Origin of the sequence: Olsenella uli (genome assembly GCF_901212675.1) — a bacterium.
GTDB classification, from domain to species: Bacteria; Actinomycetota; Coriobacteriia; order Coriobacteriales; family Atopobiaceae; genus Parolsenella; species Parolsenella uli_B.
Window position 1 is genome coordinate 1 of record NZ_CAAKOQ010000012.1, and the last position, 17,776, is coordinate 17,776.

The 17,776-nt window shown below is 63.9% G+C and carries 13 protein-coding genes; 11 read left to right on the forward strand and 2 right to left on the reverse strand.

The genetic code is table 11. The features are described 5' to 3' along the window. Positions 1-383: 383 nt before the first annotated feature. The 3 genes from EFAMC1_RS01390 to EFAMC1_RS01400 all read left to right on the forward strand — a co-directional run bounded on the left by EFAMC1_RS01390 (position 384) and on the right by EFAMC1_RS01400 (position 2,761). Complete coding sequence (locus tag EFAMC1_RS01390) at positions 384-638, forward strand: helix-turn-helix domain-containing protein (RefSeq protein ID WP_154052558.1); 255 nt, start codon at positions 384-386, stop codon at positions 636-638. Positions 639-1,230: 592 nt separating this feature from the next. Continuing rightward, positions 1,231-1,647: a GntR family transcriptional regulator gene (locus tag EFAMC1_RS01395; RefSeq protein ID WP_261981708.1), complete on the forward strand. Its 417-nt coding sequence runs from the start codon at positions 1,231-1,233 to the stop codon at positions 1,645-1,647. Next, positions 1,640-2,761 carry a DUF1648 domain-containing protein gene (locus EFAMC1_RS01400; RefSeq protein WP_154052559.1) on the forward strand — a complete coding sequence of 374 codons (1,122 nt, stop codon included), beginning with the start codon at positions 1,640-1,642 and terminating at the stop codon, positions 2,759-2,761. The genes EFAMC1_RS01395 and EFAMC1_RS01400 overlap by 8 nt, the downstream gene beginning before the upstream one ends. A gap of 797 nt (positions 2,762-3,558) precedes the next feature. On the opposite strand, the gene rlmD is transcribed toward EFAMC1_RS01400, so the two are convergent. Continuing rightward, the gene (gene rlmD / locus EFAMC1_RS01405) at positions 3,559-4,761 is read right to left on the reverse strand and encodes a 23S rRNA (uracil(1939)-C(5))-methyltransferase RlmD (RefSeq protein ID WP_154052560.1); all 1,203 of its coding nucleotides are present in this window, start codon (positions 4,759-4,761) and stop codon (positions 3,559-3,561) included. 327 nt (positions 4,762-5,088) lie between these two features. Here rlmD and EFAMC1_RS01410 point away from each other — a divergent pair, with 327 nt between their 5' ends. The 3 genes from EFAMC1_RS01410 (at position 5,089) to EFAMC1_RS01420 (ending at position 9,708) form a co-directional block, all read left to right on the forward strand. Then, positions 5,089-6,066: a lactate/malate family dehydrogenase gene (locus EFAMC1_RS01410; RefSeq protein WP_154052561.1), complete on the forward strand. Its 978-nt coding sequence runs from the start codon at positions 5,089-5,091 to the stop codon at positions 6,064-6,066. A gap of 180 nt (positions 6,067-6,246) precedes the next feature. Further along, entirely contained in the window at positions 6,247-8,304 is a 2,058-nt protein-coding gene (locus EFAMC1_RS01415) for an elongation factor G (protein ID WP_154052562.1), read from the forward strand. Positions 8,305-8,526: 222 nt separating this feature from the next. Next, positions 8,527-9,708, forward strand: a complete 1,182-nt coding sequence (locus EFAMC1_RS01420; protein WP_154052563.1) for an FprA family A-type flavoprotein — start codon at positions 8,527-8,529, stop codon at positions 9,706-9,708. A gap of 314 nt (positions 9,709-10,022) precedes the next feature. Here EFAMC1_RS01420 and EFAMC1_RS01425 read toward each other — a convergent pair whose 3' ends face one another. After that, the gene (locus EFAMC1_RS01425; RefSeq protein ID WP_154052564.1) at positions 10,023-11,042 is read right to left on the reverse strand and encodes a LacI family DNA-binding transcriptional regulator; all 1,020 of its coding nucleotides are present in this window, start codon (positions 11,040-11,042) and stop codon (positions 10,023-10,025) included. A 268-nt stretch (positions 11,043-11,310) separates the two neighbouring features. Between EFAMC1_RS01425 and EFAMC1_RS01430 the strand changes: the two genes are divergently transcribed. The 5 genes from EFAMC1_RS01430 (at position 11,311) to EFAMC1_RS01450 (ending at position 17,679) form a co-directional block, all read left to right on the forward strand. Beyond that, positions 11,311-11,961, forward strand: coding sequence for a ribulose-phosphate 3-epimerase (locus tag EFAMC1_RS01430; protein ID WP_154052565.1), 651 nt, complete (start codon positions 11,311-11,313; stop codon positions 11,959-11,961). A 129-nt stretch (positions 11,962-12,090) separates the two neighbouring features. Next, positions 12,091-13,953: a beta-glucoside-specific PTS transporter subunit IIABC gene (locus EFAMC1_RS01435; protein WP_154052566.1), complete on the forward strand. Its 1,863-nt coding sequence runs from the start codon at positions 12,091-12,093 to the stop codon at positions 13,951-13,953. A 34-nt stretch (positions 13,954-13,987) separates the two neighbouring features. Then, positions 13,988-14,437 carry a ribose 5-phosphate isomerase B gene (gene rpiB, locus EFAMC1_RS01440; RefSeq protein WP_154052567.1) on the forward strand — a complete coding sequence of 150 codons (450 nt, stop codon included), beginning with the start codon at positions 13,988-13,990 and terminating at the stop codon, positions 14,435-14,437. A 196-nt stretch (positions 14,438-14,633) separates the two neighbouring features. Then, entirely contained in the window at positions 14,634-15,878 is a 1,245-nt protein-coding gene (locus EFAMC1_RS01445; protein ID WP_261981709.1) for a hypothetical protein, read from the forward strand. 616 nt (positions 15,879-16,494) lie between these two features. Next, positions 16,495-17,679, forward strand: a complete 1,185-nt coding sequence (locus EFAMC1_RS01450; protein ID WP_410054779.1) for a DUF362 domain-containing protein — start codon at positions 16,495-16,497, stop codon at positions 17,677-17,679. Positions 17,680-17,776 lie beyond the last annotated feature (97 nt).

Here is a 17,776-nt window from a genome sequence, read left to right on the forward strand (position 1 = left end):
CAAAATGTGACAAATCATCCGGAAGGATGTCACGTCCGAGGCGTTTGCACTTAGCCCTTCGCGGTATCTTTTTGGAGACAGCGCCACGAGCATGAGAATGACATCCATATTGCAAAAGACATAACCGCAGGAAAGTAACTGACTTTTATCGACTAAAAATCAAAACTAATAGATATCTGGTAATTGTTACCGGACTGTCCCAAAATGTGGCATGAGAGCAAGGAGATACAACAGCGAGACGGCGTACGCCTCCCTTGGGACACACTCTCGTCCTACGGGTTGGAGCGCCGCCGCAATGTGGGAGATCCCGCGCATTTTGCGGTTTCTGTACGCGAGTACGGGATAAAGACGTACGTAACGAGACCCATGGGGGCGTGGGAGACATGAGGATTCAGAAGGGTACGGATGCTCATCGGCTGAGCATTGCCGTGGGACAGGCATTCGCACGCGTTCGCAGAGAGAAGGGCATGACACAGTCGCAAGTCGCAGAGGACGCTGGCCTACAGCAGGCGTTCATCAGTCGTTTCGAGAATGGTCGGACGAACCCCACGCTCAAGACCATGTCTGATATAGCGGCTGTGTTTGGTTGCAAGCCCTCCATCACCCTCGAGCCGGAGAATGATACCAAGAAGGAGTAGCTGGGGTTAGTGAGGCGGTTTGCCCTTCTTGAGTAACTTATAGGGTCTGTTAGGCCAACGTGTTGGTTTATCCCAAGACAAGAGGGCCTGTTAGACCCAAACAAGAATGCTCGCCGGTTTGCGTGCCGTTGACCGCATAATGATCGTTGACCGTTTTCACTGATATGTCGAGGGCCTCTTTGTCGTCAAGCCGTATCTGCACTGTTCAATGCGGCCTTTCTTTTTTATGATACGGCCGCACTGGTCCCGATCCTGACTTATGGCAGCCGCGTATTCCGGGTAGACGGCTTTTCAAGCTCCTTGAAGCCGCTTTCGGGGTCTCTCCATTCTCTTTTGACGCTGCACCTTGCGTTTCGCATTCGATGTCGCATTCATCCCCCGACTGCTTTACGGACCGCGAATTTGTTCGCGTTCCCCTTCTCGGCATCGCCCACCGTCCGCTTCGGTAGCGGCGATGGCCACGATGACAATCACGCACGTCTGGGTCGGCAGGTCGTTTCAGGCTCTTCTTTTCAATGTCCATTGTGTCAAATCAAAAAGTGTTATAGTAGATATAGAACAAATGGAGCACTCGGAAGGAGGGGGTCTAAACATGGGGATGCTCATTGACATCGACCAGGGCGATGCCACGCCGCTCTACGAGCAGCTGCGGCGACAGATTATCGCCGCGGTCGCAAACGGCGAACTCGCGCCCGGCGACCGTCTGCCGTCGGTGCGATCGCTGGCCGTCGATCTCGGCATCAACCTGCACACCGTCAACAGGGCGTATGCAACGCTGCGCGATGACGGTTACATCATCATGCGCCGCGGCTCCGGTGCCGTCGTCGCCGAACACGGCGAGGCGGTGAACCGGACCGGACGCACGGAGGAGAGTCTTCACCGCCTCGTCCTCGCCCACAAGGCGGGCGGAGGCGACATGGCGTCGTTCCTCATCATGGCCCGGCGCCAATGCGAACTGATATACGGACGGGGACTTCAGGGCCCTGCGCAAGGGGGAAACAATGAATGACAACGCAATGGCCATCATCACGATGGCGATGTGGCTGCTACTGCCGGTTCTGGCGACCGTCTCCGTGGCGGCAGCACCATGGACGACCGACCGGCACGAGCTGTTCGGCGTCACCGTGCCGCCCGCGGCGTTTGACGATACGAGCCTTGCGGGCCTCAGGAGGTACTATTCGCTGGCCGTCGGATGCTTCGGCGGCTTGTCGGCGCTCACCGGCTTCGGCGTATGGCGCGGATTCGGCCTGACGGCGGCACTTTGGTCCGCGGCCATCTCCTTGTTTCTAATCACGGTGTTCGGATTCGTCTGGCTGCAGCGGTGCCGGCGCGAGGTGATTGCGGTCAAGGCGGAACGCGGCTGGAAAGCCGCTGGCGATCGACGCGTCGCCGTCATCGACGATTCACTGCCCAAGCCACTGCCGCTGTGGTGCGACCTAGCCTACATAGCGATCATCGCGGCAACGGTCATCGTCGGATACGCGGGTTACGCCGGCATGCCGCAGTATGTGCCGATACACATGAATATGGTCAGTGCCGTCGACGTCTGGGTCGGCAAAAGCCCGTGGCTAATCTGGCTCGCACCCGTTTTCGAACTCGTCATCGCCATCGTGATAACGGTTGTGCACGTCGCCGTCCTCCGCGCGAAGCGTCCGGTCGACCCGCTTCAACCCCAGCGTTCGGCATGGAGGCATGCCGTGACGTCGCGCGCGTGGAGCGTCTGCGCGCTTCTCGTCGGCGTCGCCGCGACGCTGGGCGTCGGCCTCACGCTGCAACTGGGCCTGCTTGGACTGGTCCCGCTGGACGCCGTGGGCGCAGCCGGCATGTTCGCCGTCGTGCTCGCATTCGCTGGATGCACCGTCATCGCCATGTTCTATGGGTGGAATGGCTTTCACCCGACCAATGCCGAAAACGGGGCGGACGACGAAACGATGCCCCGTGACGACGACCGGCACTGGTACGCAGGAGTGTTCTATTTCAATCCCGGCGACTCGGCCGTCTGGGTCCCCAAGCGTTTCGGAACCAGCTGGACGGTTAACCTCGCGAGACCGAGCGCGTGGTTCGGTATCGTCGCGTTCCTCGCGCTCCTTGCCGTTGGAGCATTCGTGCTGGCAATGCCGTGACGGTACGACTCGATACATCCGGAGTAGGTTCGGCTCGGCGGAGTCTTTGGTACCGGTCAGGCGGCATGCGTCGATCCTGCGCACTGCAATCCACTCGAATCAACGCCCGGTGCTGTACGATTCATGCGGGTCTCCCTTCGTTCGAATCCAAGGCAACTCGAAGGGTAGGGAGACCCGCCACCAAGTCCAAACCAACAATAACTTTATTCCGTCGCCAACGCGTTGGTCAAACAAACCCAACTTATATACACATATGCATATGCCAACGCGCGCCGACTCTCCCGAGAGCGGCGCGCTTTTTTGTGTGGCACCCGTGCGATTGTCTGCGCCCACCTTTAGCCCCCCAAAGCTCAATGAGCGGTTCGTGCCAAGGCCGAATCTTGCCTTGGTGGTCACGGAGGGCGATTTACCTTGGCTCGCGCAGCGGAATCAACTCTATTCCGAGGGCTTGGAAAGAAATATGAGCCTTTGAGAGGAAGCGCCGCGCCCAACATTGCCTTCAGGGGGCCATTTGGGCGCAAGGTTGGCGGGCTTGCGAACCAATAAGGCACGGTAAATAGCCCCTCGTGACCACCAACTGGATAATTGGCAAAACCAAGTCCCAGGGCTTTGATCGAACGGTCCAAGCCCTCTTTGATCGAACGGTCCAAGTCCTGGGACTTCATTTCAAGTAGATAAAAAAGGGATGACGCACCTGCGGGTTTAACAGCCGGCGCCCGTGGATTAACGTCGGTACCTGCGGGTTTAACGGCCGGTGCCCGTGGATTAACGCTGGTACCTGCGGATTTAGCGGGCGGCTAACGGCGGCGGAGGACGGCGACGGTCTCGGCGTGCTTGGTGTGGGGGAACATGTCCACCACGTCGAGCGACTCGAGGCGGTAACCGCCGGCCATGAGCACGTCGACGTCCCGGCGCTGCGTCACGGGGTTGCACGAGATGTAGACCACGCGCTCGGGAACAAGACCCAGTACCCCGTGGAGGAACTCCGGCGTGGAGCCTGCGCGCGGCGGGTCCATGAGCACCACGTCAAAGCCGAGGCAGTCGCGGCGGGCGTCGCGCATGTAGGCGGTGGCGTCGGCGCAGATGAATCGGCAGCGCTCGCCCAGGCCGTTGCGCGCGGCGTTGGCGCGGGCGTCGGCCACGGCGCCCTCCACCTGCTCTACGCCAACAACCCGCAGGCCGTCGACCCTGCTTGCCGCGCAGAGCCCGATGGTGCCGATGCCGCAGTAGGCGTCGAGCACGCGCATGCCGCCCTCGAGGCCCGCGCCCCGGATGGCAAGGTCGTAGAGCACCTCGGTCTGGGCCGGGTTGGTCTGGTAGAACGACGTGGGGCCAATCTCGAAGCTCACGTCCAGCAGCTGGTCGACCATGTGCCCGCCGCCATAGAGCGCGAGCGTCTCGCGGCCAAGGATGGCATTGGTGCGTCTCTGGTTGACGTTCTGCGCGATGGCCGTGACCTCCGGCGCATGGGCGAGGATATGCTGGACGAACTCGCGCTCGCGGGCGATGCCGCGACCGTTGGTAACCACCGTGAGAAGGCAATCATTGGTGGCGAAGCCCATGCGCACCACGGCGTGGCGTAACAAGCCGCGCCCGCGGTCCTCCTCGTAGGCGGGAATGCGGAGCTCCTCGGCCGCCCGCGCCACCGCCGAGAGCACGCGACGGGCGCCAGGGGCCTCCACGAGGCAGTCGGCGCAGGGCACGATGCGGTGCGTGCCACGCGCGTAGAAGCCCGAGCGCATGGCGCCGCGCGACCCTGGGGCAAACGGCGTGGCGGCCTTGTGGCGAAAGTGCACGGGCTCCATGCCGTCCACGTCCATGCCATGGATGGGCACCTGGCGCTCGCGCGTCTCGGAGGTGGGCAGCTCGGCCAGCACGTCGGAGAACAGCTCGACGATGGCCTCGCGCTTGCGGCGCAGCTGGATTGGGTAGGGCACCGCCAGCCACTCGCAGCCGCCGCACGACCGCGCGATGGGGCACGTGTACGTTCGAAATCCCATGCTCTCCTCCGATCCCATCCTTTGGCGGTTCTCGCCCTGCGCGGATTGGCCGGGACCGCCCCGTCCGAGCCCGCCGCCCGCGATCCCGTCCTGCGCGCGGCCGCCGCGGCCCCTCGCCCAGTCCGCCCGTGCACGCGGTCTGTGCATCAAAAAACTCGCCTCACCAGCCACGCATTGGTGCTACCGTGTTCCGCAATCGCCGGACGACCCTGGAGCCCCATGGCCGAGGGCACCACGGACGGCCTCGCCGCCCGCACCCCCCCCAGCCATCCCACAAGACCCCGGTCGGCGCCCCGCGTTCGCAATCTCACGACGAAAGGATACGTCATGGCTTTCATTCGCAAGGTTGGCGTCGTCGGCCTTGGCCACGTGGGTGCGCATGTGGCGCACAACCTGCTCATGCAGGGCCTCGTGGACGAGCTCTACCTCTCCGACATCAACGAGAAGAAGCTCACGAGCGAGTACCAGGACCTCAACGACGCGCTCTCCTACTATCCGCACAACGCCAAGATCGTGAGTGTGGGCGACGACTACGAGAAGCTGGCCGGTTGCGACATCATCGTGAACGCCGCGGGCGAGGTCACCGCGAGTGCCAAGGACCGCGACGGCGAGCTGTTCGTGACTACCGACATCGCGCGCACCTTCGTGCCCCGCATCGCCGACGCGGGTTTCTCGGGCGTGTGGGTCTCCATCTCCAACCCCTGCGACGTGGTCTGCACCGAGATTTGGCGCCTCTCCGGCTGCGACCCGCGCCGCGTGGTGGGCTCGGGCACCGGCCTGGACTCGGCGCGCCTGCGCAATGCCATCGCCGACAAGGTGGGCCTGGACCAGCACTCCATCTGCGCCTACATGCTGGGCGAGCACGGTTTCTCGCAGTTTGCGGCCTTCTCGGGCGTGAACTTTGGCGGCAAGCCCCTCTCCGAGCTTGCCGTGGAGCAGCCCGAGCGCTTTGGCTTTGACGGGCCTGAGGTCGAGGAGCTGGCGCGTCGCGGCGGCTACGTGTCCTACGCGGGCAAGCAGTGCACCGAGTACGCCGTGTCGCTGGCCGGCTGCCGCCTGGTGCAGGCTGTCCTGGGCAACGAGCACTACGTCACCGCCGCGTCCACGCTCATGACCGGCGAGTATGGTCAGAGTGGTCACTTTGCCAGCCTGCCGTGCGTGGTGGGTGCCGACGGCGTCGAGGAGGTCTTCACGCTCGACCTCAACCAGCGCGAGAAGGACTCCTTTGCCGCGTCGTGCGCCCACATCCAGGGCAACATCGACCGTCTCGGCGACTGGTGGCAGGCCGAGTCCCGGGTGAAGTAGCGCCCGTGTCCGCGACCGTCTGCCCATGTAAGGGCCCCGTCTGCCGGTTGGTTGGCAGGCGGGGCCCTTGTCGTCCCTCCCATTAGGTACCGTCATCGTTACGAGTTCCTTACTTACATGCGGGCGGTCCGTCGCCGCGCCCCCGGCGACTCCGCCCGCACCCAACGGGAGGGAGTCCCCATGAGCGAGAAGATCAGGAACGTTGCCCTCGTGGGCCAAGGCGGAGTGGGCAAGACCATGCTCGCGGAGGCCATGCTCCACCTCTCAGGCGTCACCAACCGCCTGGGTGGCCACAAGGGCACCAAGCCCACGCTTGACTACGACCCCGAGGAAGAGAAGCGCTCCTTCTCGATCAAGCTCGCCATGGCGCCGGTCCCCTGGAGGGGCGCGCGCCTGAACGTCATCGACGCCCCCTGCTACCCGGACTTCATTGGCGACGCCTACGCCGCCATGAGCGCCGTGGAGACGGCCGTGTTCGTGGTGGACGCCGCCGGCGAGCCGGGTGCGGTGACCACGCGCCTGTGGTATGCGGCCGAGGACCTGTCGCTGGCCCGCGCCGTGTTCGTGAACCGCATCGACCGTTCCGAGGCTCACTACGACGAGACCCTCGCCGCGCTCCAGGAGCGCTTTGGCGCCCGTCTCGGCGCGGTGACGCTGCCATGGGGCGTGGGCGACGACTTCAAGGGCATCATCGACCTTATCCGCATGCAGGCCCGCCACCTCGACGACAAGGGCAAGCCCGTCTCGTGCGACATTCCCGCCGAGATGGCCGACGCCGCCGAGGAGGCACGCTCGCGTCTCTGCGAGCTGGTGGTCGAGGCCGACGACGAGCTCATGCTCAAGTACCTCGACGGCGACGAGCAACTCACCCAGGACGAGCTAGAGCGTCTGCTCGCCAAGGCCATCGCCGAGCGCATCTTCGTGCCGGTGTTCGTGGGCTCGTGTACGCGCGAGGAGGGCGTGACCAGCCTGCTCGACGACATCGAGACGTACTTCCCGGCGGCCAGCGACTTTGGCGGCGTGCCGCTCGTGAACGGCGACTTCCTCGACATCGACCCGGGCGACGACCGCCCGGTGGGCTTCGTGTTCAAGGTGCTCAACGACCCGCAGAACGGGCGCCTCGCGCTGGTGAAGGTGTTGGCCGGCACCATCACGCCGGGCTTGGAGCTCACGTGCGCCCGCACGCGCAAGCCCGAGCGCCTCGCCCACATCTACCGCATGGTGGGCCGCGACATGACCGAGGTGCGGGCCGCCGAGGCCGGCGACATCGTGGTGGTGCCCAAGATCGGCGCGCGGGCCGGTGACACGCTGTCGGTGACCGGCAAGGTCGAGGCCGCGGCGTTCCGCTTCCCCAACTCGCTGTACCGCGTGGCGATCGAGCCCGACAAGCGCGGCACGGAGGACAAGCTGTTCTCGTTTCTCGAGAAGAGCTGCGAGTCCGACCCCACGATCACGGTCACGCGCGACGAGGACACGGGCCAGACCGTGATCAGCGCGATCGGCGAGGCGCAGGTGGCGGTGCTGCTCGACCGCATGGCCGCCCGCGCCGGCGTGGGCGCGCACGTGGTGCTGCTGCGCGTGCCGTACCGCGAGACGATCCGCCGCACGGCGAGCGCCCAGGGCCGCCACAAGAAGCAGACTGGCGGCGCGGGGCAGTACGGCGACTGCTGGCTGCGGCTCGAGCCCAACGCGGGCGGCGGCTACGAGTTCGTCGACGAGGTCGTGGGCGGGCGCATCCCCAAGGGTCTCATCCCGGCTGTGGACAAGGGCGTGCAGGAGACCATGCGCGAGGGCGTGGTGGCCGGCTATCCCATGATTGACGTGCGCGTGGCCTGCTTCGACGGCAGCTATCACAGCGTCGACTCCAACGAGATGGCGTTCAGGGCGGCGGCGCGCCTGGGCTTCCAGAAGGCGGCGGCCGACGCCGAGCCCGTGGTGCTCGAGCCGATGGCGACGCTCAGGGTCACGGTGCCCGAGGACTACGCCGGCTCGGTTATGGGCGACGTGAGCGCGAGCCGCGGGCGCGTCGAGGGCATGGACACGGGCGAGCGCGGGGCCACCACGATCCAGGCGCGCGTGCCATACGCCGAGGTGCTTGACTACGCGACGCGGCTGCGGTCGCTCTCGCGCGGCACGGGCGAGTTCACGCTCGAGCTCGAGGGCTACGAGCAGGTGCCGCACGACGTGCAGGCCAAGCTCGCCGAGGAGTGGGCCGCCCGCCGCGCCGCCGGCCGGTAGGGCAGCGGGGCGTCGGGCTGCGGCGTTGACCTGCGGCGGCGCCCCTCGAACGCCCCTCCTCCCTTTCCCCTCACCCACATCACCAGTCAAACTTTCCGCAATTGCTATTAAATGACTATCAATTAAAATCGACTATCATTAGACTGTTTGGTAGCCAAGGTGCGGCGCCCGTCTCGGCGCCATGTGACGCGCGGCGCGCAACCGCGCGACGAAAGGGGAACCATGCTAACTGCACGCGAGGTTAAGCCGGGGATCTGGTGGGTTGGCGGCATCGACTGGAACGAGCGCATGTTCCACGGCTACACCACCGAGATGGGCATCACCTACAACGCCTACCTCATCATGGACGAGAAGGTCACCCTCATCGACACGGTCAAGGCCAAGTTTGCCGACGAGCTTCTCCAGCGCATCTCCCAGATTGTCGATCCCTCCAAGATTGATGTCGTCATCACCAACCACGTCGAGATGGACCACTCCGGCTCGCTGCCGCGTATCCACGAGGTTGCTCCCAACGCCGAGATCTACGCCTCCGCGCCCGCTGGCGTGAAGGAGGTCGCCGCCCACTTTGGCATCGACGTCAAGGGCGTCAAGACTGGCGACTCCATCTCCATCGGCAAGCGCACGCTCACCTTCGTGCAGACGCCGATGGTGCACTGGCCCGATAACATGGTCACCTACTGCCCCGAGGACAAGATTCTGTTCTCGAACGACGCGTTCGGCCAGCACTACGCCACTTCCAAGCACCTCGACGTGGAGAACGACCTGTGTGAGATCATGCACCAGGCGCGCAAGTACTACGCCAACATCGTGCAGCCGTACCAGAAGCAAGCGTGCAAGGCGCTCGAGGCCGTCAAGACGCTTGACCTCGAGATGATCGCGCCGTCGCACGGCATCATCTGGACCAAGCACATCCCCGATATCCTCGAGGCGTACACGCAGTTCACCTCGGGCGAGGTCAAGGAGAAGGCACTGGTGGTGTACGACTCCATGTGGCAGTCGACGGCGAAGATGGCCAAGGCCATTTGCGAGGCGTTTGTCGAGGAGGACGTGCCGGCGCGCTACATCGACCTCAAGGAGATGCACCAGTCCGACATCATGACGGACTTCCTGGACGCCAAGTACGTGTGCGTGGGCTCGCCGACGCTCAACTCGCAGATGCTGCCCACGGTGGCCAGCTTCCTGTGCTACATGCGCGGGCTGTCGCCGAAGAACAAGCAGCGTGTGGGCCTTGCGTTTGGCTCGTACGGCTGGGCGCCGATTGGCCCCAAGAACGTGGGCAAGGAGCTTGAGGCCGCTGGGTTCCAGCTGCCGGTCGACACGGTTGCGTGCAACTGGATTCCCAGCCAGGAGTACCTGGACAACCTGCAGGCCACCGTGCGTGCGATGATCGAGAAGGCCGAGTAGCGCAGACGCGTTTGGCTTGGTGGCTGCCTGGCAGCGCGGGCGCGTTAAGGCGTGCGACTGCGAGAGCGGCTTGGCTGCATCGGGTCGTTTGGCTGCGTCGGGCCGTTTGGCCGCAGCGGCGGTTCGGGTAGAGCGCTTGCGAGGGAGGGCGTGGCATGTGTCGCGTCCTCCCTCTTTGTAGGCTTGCGTGGAGGGAGGGAAACCGCAAGGCGTGCGGCGATTCGCGTGCCGGGAGCGGGCGGCAGGATGTGAGCGGGCAGACGCCTGGGTCGGGCCATGCCTCCCGGTGAGTGGGGCTGGCCTGGGACCCGCCATCAGCCCGTGCTCTCGCGCTCCACGAACAAGACGGGCAGAACGACGTGGCGCTCGTCGCCGGGGATGCTCTCTCCCGTAGAGGCGCGCAGGAACAGGTTGCGAGCGGCACGCGCGAGTGCGGAGGCGTCCTGGCGCATCGTGGAGATTGTGGGCTTGCAGGCACTCGCGATGGAGGTGTCGTCGAACCCGATGACCTTGACGTCCTCGGGGACACGCAGGCCGTGAGCCTGCAGCGATGAGACCGCCTGGAAGGCGCGCCGGTCGTTCGTGGCAAAGATGCCGTCGAGCGGTATGCCGGATTCGATGAGCGCGTCTACGGCCTCGCGCGTGCGCATGCCGTCGCGTGCGGGGTCTCCGCCTACGACGATTCGTAGCCGCTCGTCATAAGGCAGCCCGTGGTCTGCGAGCGCCTGCCGGTAGCCTTTGAAGCGGCTCTGCGTGGGCGAGAGCTCCCGATGTCGCGAGACGAGCGCGATATGCGAGCACCCTCGCTCAATGAGCGCGCTTGTGGCGAGGTAACCGCCCTGGCGGTGGTCGGACTCCACGTAGTAGATGGGGGCGTCCGTCTCGGGGTGACGGTCTATGCACACGATGGGGATGGCGCGCGAGATGGCGTCCGTGGGAATCTCCGGGCGGCCCGAGATGCAGATGATGCCGTCCACGAGCTTGGCGTCGAGCAGGCGGAAGTACTCGTCCTCGCGCGCCTCGTCTTGCGAGGTGTTGCAGATAAAGACGGAGTAGCCCTTCTCGAAGAAGCTGCCCTCGAGCTCAAGCACCATGCGCGAGAACCACTCGTTGCTGATGTCCGGCACAATGACCCCGATGGTGCGCGACCGCGAGCTGCGCAGGCTGCGCGCCGCCATGTTCGTGACGTAACCGCTCTCGTCGATGAAGCGCTGCACGCGCTGGCGCGTCTCCTCCGAGAAGCGGCCGTTGTTGTTGATGACGCGCGACACGGTGGCAATGGAGACGCCGGCCCGCTGGGCGATATCTCGGATGGAGATGTTCTTCTGGGGCATGGCTGGCCTTTCGGGGCGGCGTGCGTGCGGGCGTTGGGTAAACGATACCACCCGCAATGGCGCGGCGGACTCCGTGGTCTCGTCGTGGGTAACACTGAGTAAACGATTACCCTTACGCTTACCCAGCGATTATATACCGTTCGAACGGTAGGCCTCACTCGTGAGTAAACGTTACCGCAAACCTAGGTAGTATCAGCTGCGTAAACGTTTACTCGCGCAGGTAGAGAAGCATGCGCGACAGCCAGAAGCGGCTCGTGAAAGGGATGTCATGGAAAAGCTGCTCTGCCCATCGATGATGTGCGCGGACTTCGGAAATCTCGAGGGGGAGGTGCGCGAGCTCGACGAGGCGGGCGCCGACATCTTCCATCTCGACGTCATGGACGGTGTCTTCGTACCCAATTTCGCCCTTGGCCTGGGGGATGTTGAGTACGTGGTGAGCCACACGAGCAAGCCGTGCGACGTGCATCTCATGATTGAGAATCCTGGCGCCTATGTTGACCTGTTCACAAAGCTGGGTGCTCGGATCGTCTATGTGCACCCGGAGGCTGACGCCCACGTGACCCGAACGCTCGCCAGGGTCCGAGACGCCGGCGCCCATCCCGGCATTGCCGTAAACCCGGGAACGTCGTTCGAGACCGTGCACGAGCTGCTCCCGCTCGTGGACTACGTGCTCGTCATGACGGTAAATCCCGGCTTTGCGGGCCAGAAGTACTGCGACTACGTCGAGGGCAAGCTGTGGCGCCTCGTGGCAGAGAAGGACTTCTTTGGCTATCGGGTCGTCATCGACGGCGCCTGCAGCCCGGAACGCGTAAAGACGCTGGGCGTGCAGGGGGTTGACGGCTTCGTGCTCGGCACCTCGGCGGTCTTTGGCAAGGGGCGCCCCTACGGAGAGATTTTCGCGGAGCTTCGCGCCGAGTAGCGACGCTCCTGCGTGGCCCGTTCTCGTGCCGGCGCCGTGTCTCTCGCATTCTCTGGGCTGCGCCGGCGATCGGTTTGGCGCGCCCGCATCACGCACACAACCACGCTCGTCCTTGTGGAGGGAAACAGCATGGATACAACGCTCGGAAAGCAGATTCTTGAACTTGTTGGAGGCGCAGGCAACGTCAACAACGTTGCCAGGTGTGCGACGCGACTGAGATTTAACCTTAAGGACGAAGCCAAGGCGAACACGGACGCCATCGAGGCGCTCGACGGTGTCATGAGCGTCGTGCGAAATGGCGGCCAGTACCAGGTCGTTATCGGTGGTGCCGTCGAGCGCGTCTTCGGGGAGCTCGTCGCTGGAACGGACTTCTCGAAAGACGGGCCCGAGACGGCAGGGGATCCTGGGTCCTGCGGGCCTGTCGCCCTGTTCATGGAGACGGTGTCTGCCTTGTTCACCCCGCTGCTGCCGCTGCTTGCCGGTTCCGGCCTTCTGCGCGGCCTCGTGCTGCTTAGCACGCAGGTTGGCATCCTGTCCACCACGGGCAGCACCTATGCGGTCCTGACCTGCGCCTCAACGGCCGTGTTCTACTTCTTGCCCGTTTTGCTCGCGTATACGGCGGCTAAGAAGTTTGGCTGTAGCCCGTATGTCTCGGTTGCCATCATGGGCTCACTCATCATGCCGGACTTTGTGGCGCTCATGGGCGATGCGGGCAACGGCACCGTCGTCCAGTTCATGGGGGTGCCCATCGTGCTCATGACATATTCGTCCACCGTCATTCCGGCCATTCTCTCGATTTGGGTGTTCTCCAAGCTCGAGCGGCTGCTCAAGAGGGTCATCCCGGAGACGGTGCAGCTCTGCTTCGTGCCTCTTATCTCGCTGTTTATCATGGTGCCGGTGACCGCCGGCATCGTGGGCCCGCTCGGGGTCTACCTCGGCCAGGGCATCGCCGCGGCGGTGAATGCGCTCATTGGGTTCAACGGCTGGATCGCCGGCGCCGTGGTGGGTAGCTGCTGGAACATCCTCGTGATCTTTGGCATCCACTGGGCCGTGAACCCCGTCATGATCCAGAACGTCTCGACGCTTGGCTTCGACTACATCGTTCCGTTTACGGCTGCGACGAACTTTGGCATGGCCGGCGCGACGTTTGGCGTGTTCCTGCGCACGAAGAGCCAGAAGATGAAGCAGTTCTCGATGTCTGCCCTGCTCTCCATCTTCTTTGCCGGCATCACCGAGCCCGCCATCTACGGCGTGGGCGTCAAGTACAAGAAGCCGCTGGTGGCGGCGTTTGTCGGCGGAGCAATTGGCGGCGCGTTCATGGGCGGCATGGGCGTCAAGGCCTACGCGTTCGTGTTTGGCGGGCTTACGACGATTCCGGCCTTCGCGGGTCCCACGCTCGCGTGGTACGTGATTGGTCTGGCCATCTGCTTCGTGGTATCGGCCGTGGTCATGTGCGTGCTGGGCATTGAGGAGGACGTGGCCGAGGAGCAGAGGCTCGGTGAGGGCGATGTGCTTTCCGCTGCTGCCGCCACGCCCGCGCTTGCCGGCAAGGAGCTTGTGCTGCCCGTGTCGGGCGAGGTGAAGGATCTGGCGGAGTGCTCGGACGACATGTTTGCCAAGCGCGTCATGGGTGACGGTGCGCTCGTGGTTCCGAGCGAGGGCAAGGTGTTCGCTCCGTTCGACGGCGAGGTCACGATGCTGTTCAAGACGGGGCATGCCATTGGCCTGACCTCGGGTGATGGGCTTGAGGTGCTCATCCACGTGGGACTCGACACGGTGGATCTGGGCGGCGTTCCGTTCCACGCGCATGTTGCGCAGGGCGACCGCGTGAAGGAAGGAGACCTGCTCATGGAGTTCGACATCGACAAGATCAAGGCCGCCGGAAAGAGCATCGAGACGCCCGTCGTGCTCACTAATGCCCAGGGTTGCGACGTCGAACTCGTAAAGGTCGGCCCGCTTGCCGCTCGCGCGCCGTTCTTGAGGGTCAACTAACGAATTGGGACTCGGTTCAGAAAGGGAGCCTGGCATGAAGATTGGTATCGGGAACGACCACGTTGCGGTTGAGTACAAGAGCATCGTCCGGGGGTACCTGGAGTCTAAGGGCCACGAGGTGGTGAACTTTGGCACGGACAGCCTCGAGCGCGCCAACTATCCCGAGTATGGAGAGGCGGTTGCGAACGCCGTTGTCTCCGGTGAGGTCGACCGCGGCATCGTGATTTGCGGAACGGGGGTGGGCATTGGCATCGCGGCGAACAAGGTCAACGGGATTCGCTGCTGCACCTGCTCCGAGCCGTACTCCGCGCTGCTCAGCCGTCAGCACAACAACAGCAACATGCTCTCGTTTGGCGCACGCGTGGTGGGGATCGAGCTGGCGAAGATGATCGTTGACGTCTGGCTCGACGGCGAATACGAGGGCGGCCGTCATCAGGTGCGCATCGACATGCTACACGACATCGAGGCGCGTCAGCGGCGGTAGCGACGCCTTTGGTCGCCGCGCGGCTCGTTTGACCACTGCCGGCCCCGGCGATTGGCATGAGGCATCTATTAATTACTTGCGGGTGCACCGGCTGGCTGCCGGTGCACCCGTTCTGCGTTGGGCGACTTTTGCGCCTCGTATTCGCGACGGGGTGTTAGGGAGGGCATGCATCGTCGGTATAATTCCCTGAGCGGGAGTGTCGAGGTGGCCGGCAGCAAGGGGCGTGCGTTGTTCCTCCATTGATGTCTTCCGTGTTGGGTTTTTGGCTTTTGCCATGCGGGCGGCTTTGGTGTGTAGTCCTTCGGCTGCGGTTCTGTTGGCGTCCTCCGCGTTTGGCCTCTTGGCCGCAGCTCCTCTGCTCGTCATCATCCGCCTCGTGCGATTGGGGGCCGCCGTGGTACCTCGCCCGCCCGTCGTCATCGGCTACGAATCTGCGCTCGAGTTTTGGCGCAAGACTTGGCTTGCCGGAAACGGTGATGCCGGAGATCTGCTTGGCGACCCATTTCCCGATGACCTGCTGCTTGCCGGCGCCGAAAGCCCCGAGCTCTTGGCGGGTTACCCAAAGCTGCAACCGGCGGCCAATAGGGCCGCGGGCGCTCGTCGGGTGAGCGGGCTGGTTGGGCTCTCTGAGCCGGTGGGGCTCATCGTGGAGTCTGCCGCCTGCCGGAACGAGACCGAGAAGTTCAGGTCTTGCGTGTGGTCCCCGAGCGTCTGGCAGGGCCTTACGGCGCAGGTGGAGGACAACATATATGTATGCGCTCCGGAGCTTGCCTTTCTGCAGATGGCCGGCCGGCTTGGCTTTGCCGCCCTGCTCGATTTGGCGTTTGAGCTCTGTGGCGACTACGTGCTGCTTGACTCAAAGCTGCATGTCGGAAGGCACAGGGAGGACATGCGCCGGCTCGCGACGCCCGAGCGGCTGCAGGCCGTCTGCGCCCTTCACAAGCGCGTGCCCGGAATCGTGAGGGCGCGCATTGCCTCCAAGTATGTCCTGCCAAACTCGTGGTCTCCCATGGAGTCGCGTATGGTGGCGCTGCTTGCGCTGCCCCGGTCCCAGGGAGGCTTCGGGTGCGGCAATCCCGTGCTCAACAAGCGCATCTACCTCTCAGAAGACCTTTCTGTCATGGCTGGTAGGAAGTATGTGGTGCCCGACGCGCTGTACGAGGACGCGGGGATAGCCTTTGAGTATCAGGGGAGCCTGCACGATGGGACGGGTAATCGCCGTCGCGATGACTCCAAGAGCAATGCCCTGCTCCTGATGGGCATCGAGACCATTCGTGTGTGGGACGAGCAGCTTTGCAGCCCTAATGACCTCGGGGAAATCGCGGCCTATGTGCGCAAGAGGCGCGGGATCCGGCTGAAGACGGAGAACGCCAAGATGGCGACGCGGCAGGCGGCCCTCATGGCAGACTTCAAGGCGTTGACGAAGAGAGTGGGTAAGTGAGGCTGGCCGAGATGCTTGGTGGCGGGCTCTGTGGTGGTGAACACGTTTGGCCGGCTTCCCTTTTGGGCGTTGGGTCCCGGAATTGGGGCGATTTGCCCTTGTCTGAGGTGTCCTTTGTTTTCTTTTGGGAGTCGTGAAGTCGTTTTTGGGGATGCTCCAAGAAGACACTTTCTATTACCGCAGGTAAATCGATTGGACGAGGGGCCAATCTACCTGATGGGTGCGCAAAACCATCTTCACGACTCCCAAAAAAATACAAGGGACACCCAGTGTGGGACAGCGTTTCAAATAGTGGTGCAAGAGAGTCGGCGCCCAGGTTGCTGGGGCCCTCCGGGCAAGCGCTCCGGTGCCCGCAGCCTACGCCCGCGACCTGGGCCGGTCTTGTATACCGTGCAACCCATTTGGCTTGGCGCATGGGTCGGCCTGGCTAACCGTGTAACCCGTTTGGCTTTCCGCGGGATTGCGTCAAAGCCCTTACGATGAGCGGCACGCCCGATTGTCGTATACTTCCTTAGTAACGCAACGTCAACTAAATACCAACGAAAAGGAATTAGTCAGCTAACCTGCTGTCCCTTTTTGGCGGCCTGCTGGATACATGCGGAGAATCGAGGCACGTTTGACTACTTCGAAGGTCTACTTCACCGACATGCGCACGCACGGCAAGACCAACCTGCCCAAGAAGCTCGACCACCTCGTGCGCAAGGCGGGCATCGAGCAGATCGACATGCAGAACAAGTTCGTCGCCATCAAGATGCACCTCGGCGAGCCGGGCAACCTGTCCTACCTGCGCCCCAACTACGCCCGCGTCATCGTCGACATCGTGCGCGAACTGGGCGGCAAACCCTTCATCACCGACTGCAACACGCTCTACGTGGGCGGCCGCAAGAACGCGCTCGACCACCTGGACAGCGCCTACGCCAACGGCTTCAACCCGTTTCAGACCGGCTGCCACACCATCATCGCCGACGGCCTCAAGGGCCTCGACGAGGTGGAGGTGCCCGTCGTGGGCGGCGAGTACGTCAAGAACGCCAAGATCGGTCGCGCCCTCATGGACGCCGACATCGTGATCAGCCTCACGCACTTCAAGGGTCACGAGCAGGCCGGCTTTGGCGGCTGCATGAAGAACCTGGGCATGGGCGGCGGCTCCCGCGCGGGCAAGATGGAGCAGCACGCGGCCGGCAAGCCCAGCGTTGACGTGAACAAGTGCATTGGGTGCCGCCAGTGCTCCAAGATCTGCGCGCACGACGCCTTCAGCTTCGACGAGATCCGCACGCGCACGGGCGCCAACGGCAAGACGCACGAGATCCGCGTGGCGCACATCGACCACGGCCGCTGCGTTGGCTGCGGCCGCTGCATTGCCGTGTGCAACCAGGATGCCATCACGCCCGACTACGACCAGGCCGTCGAGGTGCTCAACTACAAGATCGCGGAGTACACCAAGGCCGTGGTGGACGGCCGGCCCAGCTTCCACATCTCGCTGGCCATCGACGTGAGCCCCAACTGCGACTGCCACGACGAGAACGACACGCCCATCGTTGGTGACATCGGCATGTTCGCGAGCTTTGACCCGGTTGCCATCGACCAGGCCTGCATCGACGCCGTGCTGGCGCAGCCGGCGCTGCCCGACACCGAGCTCACCGAGATGCGCGACAAGCTCGCGCGCGAGGGCGTCGAGCTGGACGAGGAGCACGCACACGACCACTTCTTCGTGACGCACCCCGACACTGATTGGCAGAGCTGCATCAGCCACGCCGAGAAGATCGGGCTCGGCAGCCACGAGTACGAGCTCGTGCGCGTGTAGCGGGCGGGCCGCAGACAGCGCCGGGCCCTGCCCACGGCGGCCGGCCGCGGGCGGCGGGTCCGCGCGGCAACGGCGGGTCGCCCACGTGGCGCCCCGC

Coding starts and splice junctions, on each gene's coding strand:
- EFAMC1_RS01390 (WP_154052558.1), top strand. CDS start 384: ATGAGGATTCAGAAGGGTACGGATGCTCATCGGCTGAGCATTGCCGTG.
- EFAMC1_RS01395 (WP_261981708.1), top strand. CDS start 1,231: ATGGGGATGCTCATTGACATCGACCAGGGCGATGCCACGCCGCTCTAC.
- EFAMC1_RS01400 (WP_154052559.1), top strand. CDS start 1,640: ATGAATGACAACGCAATGGCCATCATCACGATGGCGATGTGGCTGCTA.
- rlmD (WP_154052560.1), bottom strand. CDS start 4,761: ATGGGATTTCGAACGTACACGTGCCCCATCGCGCGGTCGTGCGGCGGC.
- EFAMC1_RS01410 (WP_154052561.1), top strand. CDS start 5,089: ATGGCTTTCATTCGCAAGGTTGGCGTCGTCGGCCTTGGCCACGTGGGT.
- EFAMC1_RS01415 (WP_154052562.1), top strand. CDS start 6,247: ATGAGCGAGAAGATCAGGAACGTTGCCCTCGTGGGCCAAGGCGGAGTG.
- EFAMC1_RS01420 (WP_154052563.1), top strand. CDS start 8,527: ATGCTAACTGCACGCGAGGTTAAGCCGGGGATCTGGTGGGTTGGCGGC.
- EFAMC1_RS01425 (WP_154052564.1), bottom strand. CDS start 11,042: ATGCCCCAGAAGAACATCTCCATCCGAGATATCGCCCAGCGGGCCGGC.
- EFAMC1_RS01430 (WP_154052565.1), top strand. CDS start 11,311: ATGGAAAAGCTGCTCTGCCCATCGATGATGTGCGCGGACTTCGGAAAT.
- EFAMC1_RS01435 (WP_154052566.1), top strand. CDS start 12,091: ATGGATACAACGCTCGGAAAGCAGATTCTTGAACTTGTTGGAGGCGCA.
- rpiB (WP_154052567.1), top strand. CDS start 13,988: ATGAAGATTGGTATCGGGAACGACCACGTTGCGGTTGAGTACAAGAGC.